This window comes from Enterobacter cloacae complex sp. 309I3 (assembly GCF_050031595.1).
Taxonomy (GTDB): domain Bacteria; phylum Pseudomonadota; class Gammaproteobacteria; order Enterobacterales; family Enterobacteriaceae; genus Enterobacter; species Enterobacter cloacae.
Map to the genome: position 1 here is coordinate 3,666,623 of NZ_JBLGWI010000001.1, position 18,486 is coordinate 3,685,108.

An 18,486-nucleotide genomic window follows, 5' to 3' on the forward strand; every position below is an offset into this window, starting at 1 on the left:
AAGGCAACCGGCGTCGCAGAGAATTAACTAATTGAAAAAATTAAAGATTAATTATCTGCTCATCGGCATTGTAACGTTGCTGTTGGCAGTGGCCCTCTGGCCTTCCATCCCCTGGTTCGGCAAAGCCGAAAACCGTATCGCCGCCATTCAGGAGCGGGGGGAGCTGCGTGTCAGTACGCTTAACTCTCCGCTGATTTACAGCGACATCAACGGCAAAACCATCGGTCTGGATTATGAGCTGGCTCAGCAGTTTGCCGATTACCTTGGCGTGAAGCTCAAAATCACCGTGCGCCAGAACATCAGCCAGCTGTTTGATGACCTGGATAACAACGATGCCGATATCCTCGCCGCCGGGCTGGTGTACAACAGCGAGCGCAGCAAGAATTACCAGCCGGGCCCGACCTATTACTCCGTTTCACAGCAGCTGGTCTATCGCGTCGGTAGCCTGCGCCCGCGTACGCTGGCCTCGATCAACGCTCAACAGCTGACGATTGCCCCTGGCCATGTGGTGATTGACGATCTGCGTGAGCTGAAGGAGAAGAAATACCCTGACCTGAGCTGGACCGTCGACCCTAAACTCGGCACGACGGAGCTGCTGGACCAGGTCAAAGATCAGAAATTGCCTTACACCATCGCCGACTCCGTGGCGATCAGCCTGTTCCAGCGGGTGCATCCTGAAATCGCCGTGGCGCTGGACGTGACGGACGAACAGCCCGTGACCTGGTTTACCCATCTTGATGACGATCAGACCCTCTCTGCGGCCATGCTCGATTTTTATAACACCATTAATGAAGACGGCACCCTGGCACGCCTGGAAGAGAAGTACCTCGGCCATGGTGATGACTTTGACTACGTTGACACCCGCAGCTTCCTGCGCGCGGTAGACAGCGTCCTGCCTGACCTGCAGCCTCTGTTCGAAAAATATGCGCAGGAGATTGACTGGAAACTGCTGGCGGCTATCTCGTATCAGGAGTCCCACTGGGACACCCAGGCCACCTCCCCCACCGGCGTGCGCGGCCTGATGATGCTGACTAAAAATACCGCGCAGAGCCTCGGGCTGACCGACCGTACCGATGCGGAACAGAGCATCAGCGGCGGCGCGCGCTACCTGCAGGATATGATGGCCAAAGTGCCCGAGACAGTGCCGGAAGAGGAGCGTATCTGGTTCGCGCTGGCCGCCTACAACATGGGCTATGCCCACATGCTCGACGCCCGGGCCCTGACGGCAAAAACAAAAGGCAACCCCGACAGCTGGTCTGACGTAAAACAGCGTCTGCCGCTCCTGAGCCAGAAGCCGTGGTACAACAAGCTCACCTACGGCTATGCGCGCGGGCATGAGGCTTATGCCTACGTGGAAAATATTCGTAAATATCAGATTAGCCTGGTGGGGTATCTGCTGGAGAAGGAAAAAGAGGCGACAGAGGCGAAACAGCTGGCGCAAAGCTATCCGGTTGTGGCACCGGACGAAATTAATCGCCCGACGACTTCAATTCTGCCTTTTGTTGCTTTTTCTGCTGACGGCGCATTCGAAAGAAATCACTTAATAGCCCCGAACACTCTGGTGCAAGCACCCCACCGATAGTCTTCACCTGATGGTTCATTCCCGGGTGTCCAAGCACGTCCATCAGCGAGCCCGCAGCACCGGTTTTTTCATCCCGCGCGCCAAAGACCAGCGTACCGATACGGCTGTGCACCATCGCACCGGAACACATGACGCATGGCTCAAGCGTGACGTACAGCGTGGTATCGAGCAGACGGTAGTTTTGCAGTACCAGCCCACCCTGACGAAGCGCCATGATTTCTGCGTGAGCGGTAGGATCGTGGCGACCAATCGGGCGGTTCCACCCTTCTCCAATCACCTGGTTGTTATGGACAAGCACCGCACCCACGGGCACTTCTCCCTCGTCCCAGGCGCGCCGGGCAAGGGTGAGCGCATGGCGCATCCAGTATTCGTGTGAGAATTCAGGGTTGGACAACGGTTGATACTCCAGTCGAAAAGCGGGCGGCATTATACACACCCGCTATGGATAAAACTATTCGAGTTGCTGAAGTTCACCCGCAGGCGTGACGCGCCAGCGGTGCTGGCAAAAATAGAGCAGCGGGTTGTCCTGCTTACTGTCACTGTAACCGCTGTACAGGCGCAGCGGCGTGCCAATGCGCATCTCCAGCTGGGCCACCTTTTCATGCCCCAGACAGCGCATGCTCAACACCCACCCGCCGTAACCACGAGAGATCTGCGTGGCGATCAGATTCACTCTCGGCAACCACGGCGTATCAAAATAGACCTGCTCTACCAGCGACTGCGGCGAGCCGGTAATCAACCAGATATCGGCGTCGTTCGCATCGAGGTAGCTGGTCAGCCGTGCCTGCACAACCGGAAACGCCGTCACATGATCGCGAAACCAGTGCGCAAAGTCTTGCTCAAGCTGTTTGAGCCTGGTTTCACTGTGGCCAAAGGTACAGCCCCAGAGCAGCAGGCTCATTGGCCAGCGCGCTGCCCGGCCTTTCACCAGCAGCGCAAGGCCAATCACGGGTAACAAAGGTAAGACGAGCAGTGCGTTCAGGGGCTGACGCCGCAGCAGGTAGCGCATAAACGTACCGAACATATCCTGCTGATGCAGCGTTCCATCCAGGTCGAAAAAGACAACACGACGCTCGTGATTAGCCAAACCTTACTCCTCTGGGTCGTTGAATCCCGCCAGCCAGGTAAACAGGAACCCGGCGATCACCGCTACCAGATAGCCTAACAGATAGAGCATGACTTTTCCGGTCACGATGGTGAGCGCTAGCGGTAAACCGGAGAGTCCAAAGGTGATAACAGTGGCAACTTTCCAGTAGCTGATAAGCGCCCCGCCCACCGCCCCGCCCAGACAGGCCGCGAGGAAAGGCTTACCGAGCGGCAGCGTGACACCGAAAATCAGCGGCTCGCCAATGCCCAGCAATCCGACCGGTAGCGCCCCTTTAATCACTTTTTTCAGGCGCGCGTTACGGGTTTTCATCAGCACGGCAATCGCCGCACCAACCTGACCTACCCCCGCCATCGACAGAATGGGCAGCAGCGCGTTATAACCATGAGCCTGCACCAGCTCCACGTGGATCGGCACCAGCCCCTGATGCAGGCCGGTCAGCACCAGCGGCAGGAAGGTCCCTGACAGCACAGCACCTACTAATAACCCGCCGCGATCGATAGCCAGAGAAGCGCCGTGGGCAATCACCTCAGAGATCCAGCCGCCCAGCGGCTGCAGGGCCACAATCGCCACACAGCCGGTGATAAGCGTGGTCAGCAGCGGATTGAGGATCAGCTCAATGGAACCGGGCAGAGCGGCGCGCAGCTTTTTCTCAATCCAGCACATCAGGATGACCACCAGCAGCACCGCAATCACCCCGCCGCGCCCGGGCTGGAGAGCCTCGCCAAACAGGGTTATCTGCGCAAGCTGCGGGCTGGAGAGAATACCGGCCATCACCCCGCCCATCGCCATTGAGCCGCCAAACACTTTGGCGGTGTTAACCCCAACCAGAATGTTCATGATGGCGAAGACAGCGCTACCAAAGATCCCCAGAATGCCGAGCAGGTTCGGATAGTGCGTGGCAAAATCGCCGACAATATCCGGACGCTTGAGGATATTGATGATCCCGGTGATCAACCCGGAGGCAATAAACGCCGGAATAAGTGGAATAAAGACGTTTGCCAGCTGTCGCAGCGCATCGCTCATGGGGGCTTTGTATTTGGCCTTCGCCTGCGCTTTGGTGCGCTCGGCATCGTCAACCGGCACGGCCGCCCCTCCGCCCATCAATGCGCGCATGGCATCAACGACCTGCGCCGCTTTTCCCGGCCCGACGATCAGCTGATGCTGCTGCCCCTGCTTTACGTATCCGCTGACGCCAGGAAGCTGCTTAAGGTGCGCGATATCAAGCTGGTCGTCGTCATGCACCTCGACGCGCACACGCGTCATGCAGTTTTCCAGACGCTGAATGTTCTTCTCTCCGCCGATCCCCTGCAAAATATGGCTGGCGAGCGCTGCTGTTTTTTCCATACACGCCTCTGTGTTAGTTTTCTAATGCCGCCCGTAAGAATCCATTATGCTCGGCAAGCCTGGCTCGCGCGGCGGCGGCATCCAGCCCGCTCAGGATCATCAGAATGGCCGGTTTCACATCGTGATCGGTTTGTTTGAGTACGGCTTCCGCCTCTTCGCGGCTCGCACCGGTCGCTTCCATCACCATGCGACAGGCCCGATCCACCAGCTTGACGTTGGTGGCCTGCATATCCACCATCAGGTTCTGATACACCTTGCCGAACTTCACCATCGCGCCGGTGGAGATCATATTGAGCACCAGTTTTTGCGCGGTCCCGGATTTAAGGCGCGTGGAGCCAGTGAGCGCTTCAGGCCCGACGACCGGCGAAATAGCGATGTGGGCCACCTGCGCAATGGGCGAGCCTGGATTACAGGAGATAGCCACGGTAGTGCAGCCCGTCTGATTGGCATATTCCAGGCCACCAATGACGTAAGGTGTGCGCCCGGAAGCGGCCAGTCCGACCACCAGGTCGTTTGCGTTGAGGTTAAGCCCTTTCAGGTCGTCTTCACCGAGCTGTTTGTTGTCTTCCGCCCCTTCTACCGCCTTCAGCAGTGCGCCAGGCCCACCGGCAATGAGACCGACCACCAGCCCGTGCGGAACGCCGAACGTAGGCGGACATTCAGAGGCATCCAGCACACCGAGTCGTCCGCTGGTTCCGGCGCCCATATAAATAATGCGGCCCCCCGCCTTGAGCGCCTGTGCCGCAGCATCGACGGCCTTCGCCACCTCTGGTAATGTCTCTTTCACTGCCAGTGCGACCAGCGTATCCTGTTGATTAAAACGGTTAACCAGCTCCAGGGTGGAGAGAGCATCCAGATCCATGGTTTGCGGGTTGCGCGTTTCTGATACAAGTGAGCCAAGATTCATCTTTTTTACCTCTGGAATTTTTAATTCATAATAATCGCACTATAATGGAATATAAAATTCATTCAGGCGAGCAAAATTCGTATTTGCGCAGACAATCACATTTTCGCCAGGAGAACGTATGAACTGTTTAATTCGCATTCGCCAGCGTTATGCAGGCTTTGCTCAAAGCGACAAAAAGCTGGCGGATTTTTTGCTTTCTCAGCCCGACCATGCCCGCCATCTCAGCTCTCAGCAGCTGGCAAGCGAAGCGGGTGTGAGCCAGTCCAGCGTGGTGAAGTTTGCCCAGAAGATTGGCTTTAAGGGCTTCCCGGCCCTGAAACTGGCGATTAGCGAAGCCCTGGTGAGTAACCCCAATCCGCAATCCATGCCGGTGCATAATCAGATCCGTGGCGATGATCCCATGCGTCTGGTGGGCGAGAAGTTGATCAAAGAGAACGTCGCGGCCATGCACGCCACTCTCGATGTGAACACCGAAGAAAAATTACTGGAAAGCGTGGCAATGCTGCGTGCGGCACGACGGATCATTTTGACCGGTATCGGTGCATCCGGGCTGGTGGCGCGTAATTTTGGCTGGAAGCTGACGAAAATCGGGTATAACGCCATCGTCGAACAGGATATGCATGCCCTGCTGGCGACAGTGCAGGCCATGGATCCGGACGATCTGCTGCTGGCGATCTCCTATACCGGGGAACGCCGTGAAATCAACATGGCCACCGACGAGGCCCTGCGTGTGGGTGGTAAAATTCTGGCTATTACCGGTTTTACGCCCAATGCACTGCAGCAGCGGGCAACGCGCTGCTTGTATACCATTGCCGAGGAGCAGGCCACGCGCAGCGCGGCTATCTCGTCCACCAGCGCGCAAATGATGCTGACGGATCTGCTGTTTATGGCACTGGTGCAGCAGGATCTGGAGCATGCGCCTGAGCGGATTCGTCACAGCGAAGAGCTGGTAAAAAAACTGGTTTGAACAACGAATGAGCGTATAATGCCCGCCCTGTTTGTGTTGTTTCTGAGAATTTCCTGATGGCGCTGTTAATCACCAAAAAATGCATCAACTGCGATATGTGCGAACCGGAATGCCCTAACCAGGCCATTTCGATGGGCGACAGCATTTATGAGATTAACACTGACCGTTGCACCGAGTGCATTGGCCACTATGAAACGCCGACCTGCCAGAAGGTGTGCCCGATCCCCAATACTATCCTGAAGGATCCGGCACACGTCGAAAGCGAAGAGCAGCTGTGGGATAAGTTTGTCCTGATGCATCACGCGGACAAACTTTAACTCTCGATAATCACCGTTGCGCTGGCATAGTGCCGTTCATCCGCGATTGTCACGTGCATGTGCGCCACGCCGAGTTTCTCTGCCAGCTTCAAGGCCTCGCCCCATAAACGCAGGCGCGGCTTACCCAGCTCATCGTTAAACACTTCAAACTGGTTAAACGCCAGACCGTTACGAATACCGGTGCCAAAGGCTTTGGCCGCTGCCTCTTTAACGGCAAAGCGCTTGGCCAGGAAACGTACCGGCTGCTGATGCGCTTCCCAGATGGCCCATTCGTTATCGCTCAGCACGCGCCTTGCCAGACGATCGCCACTACGGGCGATCACCGCTTCAATGCGGGCTATCTCGACGATGTCGGTACCTAAGCCCAGAATAGCCATTACTGACGCGCTTCCAGCATCAGGCGTTTCATTTCTGAAACCGCCTCTTTCAGGCCACTCATCACCGCACGGCCAATAATGGCGTGGCCGATGTTCAGCTCATGCATTTCCGGCAGGGCGGCGATGGCTTTAACGTTGTGGTAGGTCAGCCCATGCCCTGCGTTAACCTTCAGACCCAGGCTCGCGGCGTAAGTAGCCGCTTTCGCGATACGCTCCAGCTCTTTAGCCTGCTCGGCATCGTTTTTGGCATCGGCGTAGCAGCCGGTGTGAATTTCAATATACGGTGCACCCACGTCAGCCGCCGCTTTGATCTGCTCCGCATCAGCGTCAATGAACAGAGAAACCAAGATACCCGCGTCCGCCAGACGTTTGCAGGCATCGCGCATTTTGTCACGCTGCCCCGCCACGTCCAGACCGCCTTCGGTGGTCACTTCCTGACGCTTTTCCGGTACCAGGCAGCAGAAATGCGGTTTGGTGTCACAGGCAATCGTCAGCATCTCTTCCGTGACCGCCATCTCCAGGTTCATACGGGTATCCAGCGTCTGACGCAGAATACGCACGTCACGGTCGGTGATGTGGCGGCGGTCTTCGCGCAGATGAACGGTAATGCCATCGGCGCCAGCCTGCTCAGCGATAAACGCCGCCTGAACCGGATCGGGATAAGCCGTACCGCGAGCATTACGCAGCGTGGCGATGTGATCGATGTTGACGCCTAACAGTAATTCAGCCATGACAATCCTCGGTATTTTGATTCATTTTCCTTCCCTCTCTCCCTCCGGAAGAGGGCTGGGGTGAGGGATAAAACGTTAACGTTTCGGCATAAACTGCCTGAACAATTCGCGGCTCTTCAGGGGTTTGCCCCCAAGATACGGCTTGAGCGCAATCCGGGTAAAGCGTTTTGCAGCACGAAGGGTATCCTGGTCCGGAAATTCGCGCTCATACAGCGCCCGGAGCTGGCGTCCGGTAAAGGTGTTGTTATCAATCACGACGCTGGCGATAAACCCTTTTTCCTCCCGATACCGGTAGGTCATCCCGTCTTCGACCTCGTCTCCACTCCCCGCACAATGCAGAAAATCGACGCCATATCCCAGGTGACCCAGCAGCGCCAGCTCGAAACGGCGCAGGGCGGGTTCAGGCGAACCGGTTGCGCCAGCAAGGGCCTGGATACAGTGCAGATAATCGAAGAAAAGTTCAGAGAAGCGAGTCTCATGTTCAAGAACGCGTGAAATGAGTTCATTGACGTACAGACCGCTGTAAAGCGTGATGCCAGAAAGGGGAAGCGCCAGAGAGACGGCTTCAGCGCTGCGCAGGGTTTTGACTTCCCCTCGCCCGCCAAAGCGGACCAGCAGCGGCGTAAAGGGCTGTAAGGCGCCTTTGAGGTTGGAACGTTTGGAACGTGCGCCTTTTGCAACAAGGCGCACGCGACCCGACTCTTCCGTGAAGACGTCCAGCATCAGGCTGGTTTCGCTCCAGGGACGACTATGCAGAACAAAAGCGCGCTGCCAGCCTTCCATTTGCGCGTCGTCTTGGTTTACTGATCTTCGCCGTAACCGAGGCTGCGCAGAGCACGCTCATCATCGGCCCAGCCAGATTTCACTTTCACCCACAGCTCCAGGTGAACCGGTGCTTCAAACATCTCCTGCATGTCTTTACGGGCTTCAATACCGATGGTTTTGATCTTGGCGCCTTTGTTGCCAATGACCATCTTCTTCTGCCCTTCACGCTCAACGAGGATCAGGCCATTGATGTCGTAACCGCCACGCTCGTTACTCTGGAAACGCTCAATCTCTACCGTCACGGAGTACGGCAGTTCTGCGCCAAGGAAACGCATCAGCTTTTCGCGGATGATTTCAGAAGCCATAAAGCGCTGAGAACGATCGGTGATGTAATCTTCCGGGAAGTGGTGAGTCGCTTCCGGCAGATGCTTACGCACGATACCGGCGATGGTATCCACGTTCAGACCGGTCTCTGCAGACAGCGGAACGATGTCGAGGAAGTTCATCTGGCTACCCAGCCACTGCAGGTGCGGCAGCAGATCGGCTTTTTCCTGTACGTTATCCACTTTGTTGACCGCGAGGATCACCGGCGTTTTACCGTCACGCAGCTTGTTCAGGACCATTTCGTCGTCCGGCGTCCAGCGGGTGCCTTCCACAACGAAAATAACCAGCTCCACGTCACCAATCGAGCTGCTCGCCGCTTTGTTCATCAGGCGGTTAATGGCACGCTTCTCTTCCATGTGCAGGCCTGGGGTATCGACGTAGATCGCCTGATACGCGCCTTCAGTATGGATACCGACAATGCGGTGACGCGTGGTCTGTGCCTTACGCGAGGTGATCGAAATCTTCTGCCCAAGCAGATTATTCAGCAGGGTGGATTTACCCACGTTCGGACGTCCGACGATGGCAATAAATCCGCAATAGGTTTTTTCTTCGCTCATTCCAGCTCCAGCATTTTTAACGCCTGTTCGGCGGCAGCCTGTTCAGCCTTACGACGGCTTGAACCTGTGCCCACCACCGGTTCACTCAGGCCACTGACCTGGCAATGGATGGTAAATTCCTGATCGTGCGCTTCACCACGCACCTGCACCACCAGATAAGATGGCAGCGGGAGGTGACGACCCTGCAAATATTCCTGCAAACGCGTTTTCGGATCTTTTTGTTTATCGCCCGGACTGATTTCATCCAGACGGGTCTGATACCAGTTCAGGATCAGTTTTTCTACGGTCTGGATATCGCTGTCCAGGAACACGCCACCGATTAATGCCTCAACCGTATCGGCAAGAATAGATTCACGACGGAAGCCGCCGCTTTTCAGTTCACCCGGCCCAAGACGCAGACATTCGCCCAGTTCAAATTCGCGTGCGATTTCCGCAAGGGTGTTACCCCTTACCAGCGTGGCGCGCATGCGGCTCATATCACCTTCATCCACACGCGGGAAACGATGATAAAGCGCATTAGCAATCACGAAACTCAAAATAGAGTCACCTAAAAATTCGAGGCGCTCATTGTGTTTGCTGCTGGCACTGCGATGGGTTAATGCCTGTTGCAACAGCTCCTGATGATGAAAAGTGTAGCCCAGCTTCCGTTGAAGCCGATTAATTACGATGGGGTTCATGCGATACCAATAAATGAATGCGTCAAAAATGCAGCACACGAAACCGACCTGAGAAAACCAACGCGGTTTCGTGTGCCGTGGCACCCTTGCAGGGCCAACCTTAAACTTCGGGGGAATATTCTATACACAACGACAGGGGATGTCGTTAGTTCGAAGAGATTTATCGCTGAAATAATTCACGTAGCCGCTAATTAAAGCGACTACGTGTTCAATTATTGAGAATTAATGGATCCCGCCAATACGATTCAGGCGTACCCCGGTCGGCCATTCGCCTTCCTGTTTCTCGAAACTCATCCAGATTGCGGTTGCTTTACCCACCAGATTCGCTTCCGGCACAAAGCCCCAGTAACGGCTGTCCGCGGAGTTATCGCGGTTATCACCCATCATGAAGTACTGTCCCGGCGGTACGATCCAGGTGGCCAGCTGCTGACCTGGCTGTTTGTAATACATCCCGACCTGATCCTGCGCAATTGGCACGGTCAGGATCCGGTGCGTCACATCACCCAGCGTCTCTTTACGTTCGACCAGACGAATACCGTTCTCTTTGGTTTCATCTTTCGGCACCTGGAAGAAACCGTTGGTCGCTTCACCGCCGTTACGACGGGCAAAGGTCTGCACAAAATCACTTGGCTCAACGTTTGAGTAGGTGATTGGCAGCGCGTTTTCACACGCGGTACCGGAGCTGCAGCCAGGCTGAACGGTCACTTCTTTGGCAACCGGATCGTAGGTGACTTTATCACCCGGCAGACCCACCGCGCGCTTGATGTAGTCAAGGCGTGGATCGTCCGGGTATTTAAACACCACAATGTCGCCACGTTTCGGATGGCCCGTTTCGATCAGCGTTTTCTGGTAGATCGGATCTTTAATGCCATAGGCAAACTTCTCGACCAGAATAAAATCACCAATCAGCAGCGTTGGCATCATGGAGCCTGACGGGATCTGGAACGGCTCGTAAATAAACGAACGCACCACCAGCACAATCGCCAGCACCGGGAATACCGATGCCCCGGTCTCCAGCCAGCCCGGTTTCGGGCCAACTTTCTTCAGGGTTTTCGCATCAAGCCCATCACCTGTGGCTGCCTGCGCGGCAGCCTGACGTTCACGGCGTTTTGGGGCGAAAATAAACTTATCCAGACACCACAACAGACCTGTCACCAGGGTAGCGATGACCAGGATCAGGGCAAACATGTTCGCCATGCCAACTCCTTAGGGTTATTTGCCGTCTTTACCAACATGCAGAATGGCAAGGAATGCTTCCTGCGGCAGTTCGACGTTACCGACCTGCTTCATACGCTTCTTACCTTCTTTCTGCTTCTGGAGCAGCTTTTTCTTACGGCTGACGTCACCGCCATAGCATTTCGCCAGAACGTTTTTACGCAGCTGTTTCACGGTAGAGCGGGCGATAATGTGGTTGCCGATGGCCGCCTGAATCGCGATATCAAACTGCTGACGCGGGATCAGATCTTTCATCTTCTCAACCAGCTCACGGCCACGGTACGGGGCATTGTCGTTGTGGGTGATCAGGGCCAGCGCATCAACACGTTCGCCGTTGATCAGCACATCCACACGTACCATGTTCGAAGCCTGGAAGCGTTTGAAGTTGTAATCCAGTGACGCATAGCCACGAGACGTAGACTTCAGACGGTCGAAGAAGTCGAGAACCACTTCCGCCATTGGGATTTCATAGGTGAGCGCAACCTGGTTACCGTGGTAAACCATGTTGGTCTGAACGCCACGTTTCTCCACGCACAGCGTGATAACGTTACCCAGATATTCCTGCGGCAGCAGCATATGACACTCTGCGATTGGCTCACGCAACTCATCGATGTTGTTCAGCGGCGGCAGCTTGGACGGGCTGTCGACGTAGACGATCTCTTTGTTGGTGGTCTGCACTTCGTACACTACGGTCGGCGCGGTGGTGATCAGATCCAGATCGTATTCACGTTCCAGACGTTCCTGAATGATCTCCATGTGCAGCAGACCAAGGAAGCCGCAGCGGAAGCCGAAGCCGAGCGCCGTGGAGCTTTCTGGCTCGTAGAACAGAGAGGCGTCGTTAAGGCTCAGCTTGCCGAGCGCATCACGGAAGTTCTCGTAGTCGTCGGAGCTGACCGGGAACAGGCCGGCATAAACCTGTGGTTTCACCTTTTTAAAGCCTGGCAGCGCTTTTTCTGCCGGGTTACGCGCGCCGGTCAGGGTATCGCCCACTGGCGCACCGAGAATGTCTTTAATGGCACAAACCAGCCAGCCCACCTCGCCGCATTTCAGCTCGGTACGGTCAACCTGTTTTGGTGTGAAGATCCCGAGACGGTCTGCGTTATAAACCTGGCCGGTACTCATCACCTTAATTTTGTCGCCTTTACGCATGGTGCCGTTTTTAATACGCACCAGCGAGACAACGCCCAGATAGTTATCGAACCAGGAGTCGATAATCAGCGCCTGCAGTGGGGCATCCGGGTCACCTTCTGGTGGCGGAATATCACGCACCAGACGTTCCAGCACATCGGTAACGCCCACGCCGGTTTTGGCCGAGCAACGCACGGCATCGGTCGCGTCAATTCCGACGATATCTTCAATCTCTTCCGCCACGCGCTCAGGGTCAGCGGCTGGCAGGTCGATCTTGTTCAGAACCGGCACCACCTCGAGATCCATTTCCATCGCCGTGTAGCAGTTTGCCAGGGTCTGAGCTTCTACGCCCTGCCCCGCATCCACCACCAGCAGCGCGCCTTCACAGGCTGCCAGCGAGCGAGAAACTTCATAGGAGAAGTCAACGTGGCCTGGGGTGTCGATAAAGTTCAGTTGGTAGGTTTCACCATCAGCCGCCTTGTAATCGAGCGTGACGCTCTGCGCTTTAATGGTGATACCACGTTCGCGTTCCAGGTCCATGGAGTCCAGAACCTGGGCTTCCATTTCACGATCAGACAGGCCACCGCAAATCTGGATAATACGGTCAGACAGCGTCGACTTACCGTGGTCAATGTGAGCAATGATCGAAAAGTTACGTATGTTCTTCATATAGTTAAATAATTATGCCTTACGAATTCCTGGAGGCCGCTGTTCTTAGCCTGACGTTTTTCAGTGCGAAAACGCAGCATTCTACACTACATCTCCGTTACCTGGAAATGCACTTAGCGCCAGGTATAGCGTGAAGAAATGGCGTTTTCTTTTTTAAGATGTAAATGATGATAAAGCCCGATGGATCACCGGGCCTCAGAGGAGAGCGTCTCAACACGAAGTTGGTCTGGTGCCAGCCCTACGCTGAGAATAACAGGCTGCCACGCTTCGCGGGCTGCGAGCCTTGGGGAGAAACCTTTGGCAAGCCAGAAACCACCCACACCTCCCAATGCAGCGCCGCACATAGCCGCCGCATCGGTACCAAACAGCATCTGAAACACGCCGCCCATCACAAAGAGCCCCACCAGCGGGGAGAGATAAACCAGCATTGCGGAACCCAGCAGGCTGCCTTCGGCAATGCCCAGTTCCACCTTCTGTCCTGCCACCAGCGGTTGCTCACTTGGCACGGAAAGCGTGTGCGAGGTTTGCGGCCCGAGCTTATTTAGCACGCGGCTGCCGCAACCCGCCCGGGATGCACAACTGTTACAGGAGGCCTTTACATCACAGCTTACCAGCGCAACACCGTCCTGCCATGATACAACCGTAGCCCACTCTTTAATCATTGTGCAGCCCTGAATTTGATGCTGTCAGAAATACGCTTCGCCGTTTGCGGGGGTAATTCGCCGACGATGGTGATCTCCGCGTTGTCGCGTACCGTGGTACTGACTGTTCGACGTCCGGTACGCAGCATTTGTTCGGCACTGTTTGCCGTCGCGCGATTGATGTTCACCGAGAAGCTGAACAAGCCATCGGAGTAGAGGCGCGATTCAACCGGCGTTTCAATGGTAGGCAGTTGTCGGCGGCTGCTTGATACTTCCGTAAAGCCTTGCGGGATCCAGGAAGGAACCCAGTTGAAATTCACGGAATCTCCCGCCGGAACGGAGAGCAGCGGCGGCAGGCTGGCTTTCGCCAGATTCTGCATGCTATTACCCACCTGATTATTGACGCTAAAGGAGATAACGCGGAACTGTTCCAGCGTTTCACCATCGCGATCAAGCAGGTCTACACGCATTGGAAGCTTGGTTTCGGCATCAATCCAGACAATGTAGCTGTAACGCGTCCCGTCGCGGGCGACAACGCGGATCACTTCACACAATCTGTCAGCGATGCGCGTACGCCCTACCGAAATAAAATCGTAGTAAGGGGCAAGGCGCTTGAAGTCGGTGTAGATGAGCGATGGCAGAGAATCAACGATATAGTCGCCATTGAGGGTAAAAGGCTCCAGGCCTGGCTCGAAATAGCTGATTTCGTTACCACGCTGAACCACTTCCCGACGCGGGCCATCCATCTGTAAAAGTTGCGCGAGCGGCTGATTATCAAGACGGGCATGGCGATAGCGTAACGACTCGACGCCCTGCTTATTGATGCTGATAAATGCCAACTCGTAATTGAGTGACTGGCTGGCCAGATTCATTTGCTGCAACAACGCCCCGGATGAAACATCAGCCGAGGCGTTGGCAGAGAAGAACAGGCTACCCGCCATCAGAGACATGGCGAACCAAAGTTGCTTCATTACTGCGATTGCGTTCCTAAAGTTTGGTTTCCTGGCACCTGCACAGCAGCCTGCTGGGTTTGTGCCTGCTCAAACTGAAGCTGTTCTGAGTGCAGACGACGCTGCAACTCATAATCCTGCAACATCGCATTAATGCGACGGCGCTGCTCCTGAACCTGCTGTTGCTGACCGCCACTGGCGGAGGCATCAGCCGGTACACCCAAACTTACCGGGCTGGCTTTGCCCATCATCGGCAGTGTATTGAACACTGGCGCTTCTGGCTGCTGATTAGTTTCAGACTGAGTATTATAGTGCTGGACGCCAACGATAACTGCAAGCGATACGCATGCCGCCACACCCATTTGAGTAAGTTGACTGGCCCACGGACGCACCTTCTGCCAGAACGGCATTTTCTGCCACTGGTGTGGTGCAGGTTGAGCTTCAGGAATCAGCGGAGTGGTCTGATGAACAGGCTCATTCTCAATAGCCGCCATCACGCGGGCTGAGATATCGAAATGGATAACCTCGCTGGTGTCACCACGAAGGGTGTCACGGATGAGATGGTAACTCTCCCAGGTCTCTTGCATTTCGGGAGAATGAGACAACTCATTGAGCAGCTCACTATCCAGCGTTTCACCATCCATTAAAGCGGAAAGTTTTTCTTTCTGCATGCCTAATACCTTTTCCAGTATCCCGCTATCGTCAACGCCTGATAAGCGGTTGAACTTTATTATCAATAGCTTCTCGCGCACGGAAAATTCGTGAACGTACCGTGCCGACCGGACAATCCATGATAGCGGCTATCTCTTCATAGCTCAGACCATCAAGCTCCCGTAACGTAATTGCCATGCGTAAATCTTCCGGGAGCGACTCGATCGTGCGAAAAACAATTTGTCTCAGTTCTTCTGACAACATTAAGTTCTCAGGGTTCGAAATTTCTTTCAGCGCACCGCCACTTTCGAAGTTTTCGGCGTCGATTGCGTCCACATCACTTGAAGGCGGACGACGGCCCTGAGCGACCAGATAATTCTTTGCCGTATTGACCGCAATACGGTACAGCCAGGTATAAAAAGCACTATCTCCCCGGAACGAGTCCAGCGCGCGATAGGCCTTAATAAAAGACTCTTGTACAACATCAGGCACATCACCTGACGGTACATAGCGGGAAACCAGACTCGCCACCTTATGCTGGTAGCGCACCACCAGTAGGTTAAAGGCTTTCTGATCTCCCTTCTGGACCCGTTCAACCAGGACCTGGTCCGTTAACTGCTCGCTCATCCGAGGTAATGTCTCCCCAAACCAAAATTCCACGCGTTATCGAAACGCCACTCTACAAATCCCGCACTTTTGAGCAAGCACCGAGTTGGAGTGTCTATTCTTCAATAAGTTCCGTAACGCCTTTGTTTTTGTTCATCGCGTCACAGACTGTTTATTTTCTCTCATTATAAGTCTGTTCACGATACATACCCACTTTCTGACTTCAAACATCTCTTATCCGGTCAGAAGAGTAACGCAACCCAGGCTTTATTTCACCACAAAATCTGAAGCTAACGACCTGCTTCGCAAAATATTTTCCTTCTTTTACATGCCGGAAATCCGCGCATGCGCGTTTAGTCATTGCAACTGAGAATAAAAAAAACGTGCGATATCTCGCACTGAGATGCTATTCTGCCCAAACACTGTTTAGTAAATTAAACAAAAATCATGAACACAACACCTGAACTACATTGTGATGTACTGATCATCGGTAGCGGCGCGGCAGGACTCTCGCTGGCGCTGCGTCTGGCTGAGCATCAGAGCGTAATTGTTCTGAGTAAAGGACCGATGAGCGAAGGCTCCACATTTTATGCCCAGGGCGGAATTGCCGCCGTGTTTGATGAAACAGACAGCATTGCGTCACACGTCGAAGATACGTTGATTGCCGGAGCCGGGATCGTCGATGAACATGCTGCGGAATTTGTCGCCAGCAATGCGCGTCACTGCGTCCAGTGGCTTATTGACCAGGGTGTACTCTTTGATACTCAGGTTCAGCCAAACGGCGAAGAGAGTTACCACCTTACCCGCGAAGGCGGACACAGCCACCGCCGGATCCTGCACGCTGCAGATGCCACCGGTAAAGCGGTGGAAACCACCCTGGTCAGCAAGGCGCTCAGCCATCCTAATATTCGGGTGCTTGAGCGCAGTAATGCCGTTGACCTGATTATTTCTGACAAAATCGGCCTGCCGGGCACGCGCCGGGTGGTGGGGGCCTGGGTCTGGAATCGTAACAAAGAAAAGGTCGAAACCTGTCAGGCGAAAGCCGTGGTGCTGGCAACAGGTGGCGCCTCCAAAGTATATCAATACACCACCAACCCGGACATTGCCTCTGGTGATGGTATCGCCATGGCCTGGCGCGCCGGGTGTCGTGTTGCCAATCTTGAGTTCAACCAGTTTCACCCAACCGCACTGTTTCATCCGCAGGCGCGCAATTTCCTGCTGACGGAAGCCCTGCGCGGTGAAGGCGCGTATCTGAAGCGCCCGGACGGCTCACGTTTTATGCCGGACTTTGACCCGCGGGGCGAGCTCGCGCCGCGTGATATCGTCGCCCGCGCTATCGATCACGAGATGAAACGTCTTGGCGTGGATTGCATGTATCTGGATATCAGCCACAAACCGGCTGAGTTTGTCCGTCAGCATTTCCCGATGATTTATGAAAAGCTGCTCAGCCTTGGGATTGATCTGACGCGTGACCCGGTACCGATTGTGCCAGCCGCTCACTATACCTGTGGTGGCGTCATGGTTGACGATCATGGCCGTACGGACGTGGATGGTCTGTATGCCATCGGCGAGGTGAGCTATACCGGGCTGCATGGCGCGAACCGCATGGCATCCAACTCGTTGCTGGAGTGTCTGGTTTACGGCTGGTCCGCGGCGGTGGATATAACCAAACGCATGCCGTATGCCCGCCACGCTGAGCACTTACCGGCCTGGGATGAGAGCCGCGTGGAAAACCCGGATGAGCTGGTTGTGATCCAGCATAACTGGCATGAGCTTCGGCTATTTATGTGGGACTACGTTGGCATTGTACGCACGACGAAGCGTCTTGAGCGAGCCTTACGCCGTATCACCATGCTGCAGCAGGAAATTGATGAGTATTATGCCAATTTCCGCGTTTCCAACAATCTGCTGGAGCTGCGTAACCTGGTGCAGGTTGCCGAGTTGATTGTTCGCTGCGCGATGATGCGTAAAGAGAGTCGGGGTTTACATTACACCCTGGACTATCCCGACACGCTGCCTGAATCCGGCCCGTCGGTTCTCTCCCCGCAGCGTCACATAAACAGATAAAATGCCTGGGTCAGCGCAGTGTAATCTTCGGAGTAACGCTGGTCTGGCCCACGGATAACCATCCTGTCGTTAAAACATTCACCCTCTTTTGGTGAAAGCGCCAGCAAGACCCGGTGTGGTAACCGCCCTTCCGTATCCGAGATATCGGTTCGCAGCCGTAAGTTCCAGCCCATCTCACGTGCGATCTCAATAAAGGTATTACCGGTACTTTCGGGAAGAACCACGCAGAAGAACCCTTCTTCGGAAATTAAATTCGCCGCGCTGGTTAACAGGGCTTTATGATTGAGCGAACCGGTATAGCGAGCCTGTTCGCGCTCAGGCGTACCGCACTCCACGCCGGGCGCGTAGTAGGGAGGGTTACTGACAATCAAATCATAACGCGCCGTTTGCTCTGGTGCCCAGGCCAGTACGTCCGCGCATTCAACTTTTATTCGGGTTGCCCAGGGGGATTCGAGCGCATTTTCACTCGCCTGCCCTGCTGCCTGTGCATCCAGTTCAACCGCATCAATGGTGACATGTTCATCCGTGCGCTGAGCCAGCATTAATGCCAGCAGACCACTGCCGGTGCCAATATCCAGAATGCGCTTAACCCCTGCGACAGGCGCCCACGCTCCCAGTAGAATACCGTCTGTACCGACTTTCATGGCACAGCGATCGTGAGCAACAAAAAATTGTTTAAACGTAAAACCATCGCGGCGCAATTGCGCTTTGAGTTGAGACATGTCAGAGCAACCTTCTAAGTGAAACTGGAGTAGCATAGGGGAAAGCGAAGTGGCCGAAAAGCGATATCCATACAAACAGATGAAGATTACAGCCGTAACGTCTATAATCAGCGCCCCACAC

21 protein-coding genes are annotated in these 18,486 nt (G+C 54.9%); 4 read left to right on the forward strand and 17 right to left on the reverse strand.

Going from position 1 to position 18,486, the window contains the following annotated elements; translation table 11 throughout:
- Positions 1-31: 31 nt before the first annotated feature.
- The gene (gene mltF, locus ACQG22_RS17440; protein WP_013098308.1) at positions 32-1,582 is read left to right on the forward strand and encodes a membrane-bound lytic murein transglycosylase MltF; all 1,551 of its coding nucleotides are present in this window, start codon (positions 32-34) and stop codon (positions 1,580-1,582) included.
- On the opposite strand, the gene tadA is transcribed toward mltF, so the two are convergent.
- From tadA to murQ, 4 genes are read right to left on the reverse strand one after another with little or no spacing between them, the layout of a single operon-like run.
- Positions 1,470-2,009 carry a tRNA adenosine(34) deaminase TadA gene (gene tadA, locus ACQG22_RS17445; RefSeq protein ID WP_038420406.1) on the reverse strand — a complete coding sequence of 180 codons (540 nt, stop codon included), beginning with the start codon at positions 2,007-2,009 and terminating at the stop codon, positions 1,470-1,472. The genes mltF and tadA overlap by 113 nt on opposite strands.
- A gap of 24 nt (positions 2,010-2,033) precedes the next feature.
- A complete protein-coding gene (yfhb, locus tag ACQG22_RS17450; RefSeq protein ID WP_248725819.1) occupies positions 2,034-2,669 on the reverse strand; it encodes a phosphatidylglycerophosphatase C in 636 nt (211 codons plus the stop codon).
- A gap of 3 nt (positions 2,670-2,672) precedes the next feature.
- Positions 2,673-4,034, reverse strand: coding sequence for a PTS transporter subunit EIIC (locus ACQG22_RS17455; RefSeq protein WP_020690049.1), 1,362 nt, complete (start codon positions 4,032-4,034; stop codon positions 2,673-2,675).
- A 13-nt stretch (positions 4,035-4,047) separates the two neighbouring features.
- A complete protein-coding gene (murQ, locus tag ACQG22_RS17460) occupies positions 4,048-4,941 on the reverse strand; it encodes an N-acetylmuramic acid 6-phosphate etherase (protein WP_013098312.1) in 894 nt (297 codons plus the stop codon).
- Between the two features lie 118 nt (positions 4,942-5,059).
- Here murQ and ACQG22_RS17465 point away from each other — a divergent pair, with 118 nt between their 5' ends.
- The gene (locus ACQG22_RS17465) at positions 5,060-5,908 is read left to right on the forward strand and encodes a MurR/RpiR family transcriptional regulator (RefSeq protein WP_013098313.1); all 849 of its coding nucleotides are present in this window, start codon (positions 5,060-5,062) and stop codon (positions 5,906-5,908) included.
- Between the two features lie 56 nt (positions 5,909-5,964).
- Positions 5,965-6,225, forward strand: a complete 261-nt coding sequence (locus tag ACQG22_RS17470) for a YfhL family 4Fe-4S dicluster ferredoxin (RefSeq protein WP_020690052.1) — start codon at positions 5,965-5,967, stop codon at positions 6,223-6,225.
- Here ACQG22_RS17470 and acpS read toward each other — a convergent pair.
- The 12 genes from acpS to rseD form a co-directional block, all read right to left on the reverse strand.
- Entirely contained in the window at positions 6,222-6,602 is a 381-nt protein-coding gene (gene acpS, locus ACQG22_RS17475; protein WP_013098314.1) for a holo-ACP synthase, read from the reverse strand. The genes ACQG22_RS17470 and acpS overlap by 4 nt on opposite strands.
- Positions 6,602-7,333, reverse strand: coding sequence for a pyridoxine 5'-phosphate synthase (gene pdxJ / locus ACQG22_RS17480; protein WP_013098315.1), 732 nt, complete (start codon positions 7,331-7,333; stop codon positions 6,602-6,604). The genes acpS and pdxJ overlap by 1 nt, the downstream gene beginning before the upstream one ends.
- 75 nt (positions 7,334-7,408) lie before the next feature.
- The gene (gene recO, locus ACQG22_RS17485) at positions 7,409-8,116 is read right to left on the reverse strand and encodes a DNA repair protein RecO (RefSeq protein WP_013098316.1); all 708 of its coding nucleotides are present in this window, start codon (positions 8,114-8,116) and stop codon (positions 7,409-7,411) included.
- Positions 8,117-8,133: 17 nt separating this feature from the next.
- Positions 8,134-9,039, reverse strand: a complete 906-nt coding sequence (gene era, locus ACQG22_RS17490) for a GTPase Era (protein WP_013098317.1) — start codon at positions 9,037-9,039, stop codon at positions 8,134-8,136.
- The gene (gene rnc / locus ACQG22_RS17495) at positions 9,036-9,716 is read right to left on the reverse strand and encodes a ribonuclease III (protein WP_003860711.1); all 681 of its coding nucleotides are present in this window, start codon (positions 9,714-9,716) and stop codon (positions 9,036-9,038) included. Before rnc ends, era begins: the two co-directional genes overlap by 4 nt.
- Before the next feature lie 222 nt (positions 9,717-9,938).
- Entirely contained in the window at positions 9,939-10,913 is a 975-nt protein-coding gene (lepB, locus tag ACQG22_RS17500) for a signal peptidase I (RefSeq protein ID WP_013098319.1), read from the reverse strand.
- A gap of 15 nt (positions 10,914-10,928) precedes the next feature.
- Positions 10,929-12,728 carry a translation elongation factor 4 gene (gene lepA, locus ACQG22_RS17505; RefSeq protein ID WP_013098320.1) on the reverse strand — a complete coding sequence of 600 codons (1,800 nt, stop codon included), beginning with the start codon at positions 12,726-12,728 and terminating at the stop codon, positions 10,929-10,931.
- Between the two features lie 185 nt (positions 12,729-12,913).
- Positions 12,914-13,390: a SoxR-reducing system protein RseC gene (gene rseC, locus ACQG22_RS17510; RefSeq protein WP_038420411.1), complete on the reverse strand. Its 477-nt coding sequence runs from the start codon at positions 13,388-13,390 to the stop codon at positions 12,914-12,916.
- Positions 13,387-14,340 carry a sigma-E factor regulatory protein RseB gene (gene rseB, locus ACQG22_RS17515; protein WP_013098322.1) on the reverse strand — a complete coding sequence of 318 codons (954 nt, stop codon included), beginning with the start codon at positions 14,338-14,340 and terminating at the stop codon, positions 13,387-13,389. The genes rseC and rseB overlap by 4 nt, the downstream gene beginning before the upstream one ends.
- Positions 14,340-14,990 (reverse strand): anti-sigma-E factor RseA, encoded by a 651-nt coding sequence (rseA, locus tag ACQG22_RS17520; protein WP_023620106.1) that lies wholly within the window; start codon positions 14,988-14,990, stop codon positions 14,340-14,342. The genes rseB and rseA overlap by 1 nt, the downstream gene beginning before the upstream one ends.
- 31 nt (positions 14,991-15,021) lie before the next feature.
- Positions 15,022-15,597 carry an RNA polymerase sigma factor RpoE gene (rpoE, locus tag ACQG22_RS17525; RefSeq protein WP_006176728.1) on the reverse strand — a complete coding sequence of 192 codons (576 nt, stop codon included), beginning with the start codon at positions 15,595-15,597 and terminating at the stop codon, positions 15,022-15,024.
- Entirely contained in the window at positions 15,594-15,674 is an 81-nt protein-coding gene (gene rseD, locus ACQG22_RS17530) for a rpoE leader peptide RseD (RefSeq protein ID WP_225368419.1), read from the reverse strand. The genes rpoE and rseD overlap by 4 nt, the downstream gene beginning before the upstream one ends.
- 349 nt (positions 15,675-16,023) lie before the next feature.
- On the opposite strand from rseD, the gene nadB reads away from it, so the two are divergent.
- Positions 16,024-17,643 (forward strand): L-aspartate oxidase, encoded by a 1,620-nt coding sequence (gene nadB / locus ACQG22_RS17535; protein WP_013098324.1) that lies wholly within the window; start codon positions 16,024-16,026, stop codon positions 17,641-17,643.
- Here nadB and trmN read toward each other — a convergent pair.
- The gene (gene trmN / locus ACQG22_RS17540; RefSeq protein WP_058678280.1) at positions 17,628-18,365 is read right to left on the reverse strand and encodes a tRNA(1)(Val) (adenine(37)-N(6))-methyltransferase TrmN; all 738 of its coding nucleotides are present in this window, start codon (positions 18,363-18,365) and stop codon (positions 17,628-17,630) included. The genes nadB and trmN overlap by 16 nt on opposite strands.
- Positions 18,366-18,486 lie beyond the last annotated feature (121 nt).

Coding starts and splice junctions, on each gene's coding strand:
- rpoE (WP_006176728.1), bottom strand. CDS start 15,597: ATGAGCGAGCAGTTAACGGACCAGGTCCTGGTTGAACGGGTCCAGAAG.
- lepA (WP_013098320.1), bottom strand. CDS start 12,728: ATGAAGAACATACGTAACTTTTCGATCATTGCTCACATTGACCACGGT.
- nadB (WP_013098324.1), top strand. CDS start 16,024: ATGAACACAACACCTGAACTACATTGTGATGTACTGATCATCGGTAGC.
- rseA (WP_023620106.1), bottom strand. CDS start 14,990: ATGCAGAAAGAAAAACTTTCCGCTTTAATGGATGGTGAAACGCTGGAT.
- trmN (WP_058678280.1), bottom strand. CDS start 18,365: ATGTCTCAACTCAAAGCGCAATTGCGCCGCGATGGTTTTACGTTTAAA.
- tadA (WP_038420406.1), bottom strand. CDS start 2,009: ATGCCGCCCGCTTTTCGACTGGAGTATCAACCGTTGTCCAACCCTGAA.
- ACQG22_RS17470 (WP_020690052.1), top strand. CDS start 5,965: ATGGCGCTGTTAATCACCAAAAAATGCATCAACTGCGATATGTGCGAA.
- rseC (WP_038420411.1), bottom strand. CDS start 13,390: ATGATTAAAGAGTGGGCTACGGTTGTATCATGGCAGGACGGTGTTGCG.
- rnc (WP_003860711.1), bottom strand. CDS start 9,716: ATGAACCCCATCGTAATTAATCGGCTTCAACGGAAGCTGGGCTACACT.
- lepB (WP_013098319.1), bottom strand. CDS start 10,913: ATGGCGAACATGTTTGCCCTGATCCTGGTCATCGCTACCCTGGTGACA.
- acpS (WP_013098314.1), bottom strand. CDS start 6,602: ATGGCTATTCTGGGCTTAGGTACCGACATCGTCGAGATAGCCCGCATT.
- recO (WP_013098316.1), bottom strand. CDS start 8,116: ATGGAAGGCTGGCAGCGCGCTTTTGTTCTGCATAGTCGTCCCTGGAGC.
- rseB (WP_013098322.1), bottom strand. CDS start 14,340: ATGAAGCAACTTTGGTTCGCCATGTCTCTGATGGCGGGTAGCCTGTTC.
- ACQG22_RS17465 (WP_013098313.1), top strand. CDS start 5,060: ATGAACTGTTTAATTCGCATTCGCCAGCGTTATGCAGGCTTTGCTCAA.
- pdxJ (WP_013098315.1), bottom strand. CDS start 7,333: ATGGCTGAATTACTGTTAGGCGTCAACATCGATCACATCGCCACGCTG.
- ACQG22_RS17455 (WP_020690049.1), bottom strand. CDS start 4,034: ATGGAAAAAACAGCAGCGCTCGCCAGCCATATTTTGCAGGGGATCGGC.
- era (WP_013098317.1), bottom strand. CDS start 9,039: ATGAGCGAAGAAAAAACCTATTGCGGATTTATTGCCATCGTCGGACGT.
- murQ (WP_013098312.1), bottom strand. CDS start 4,941: ATGAATCTTGGCTCACTTGTATCAGAAACGCGCAACCCGCAAACCATG.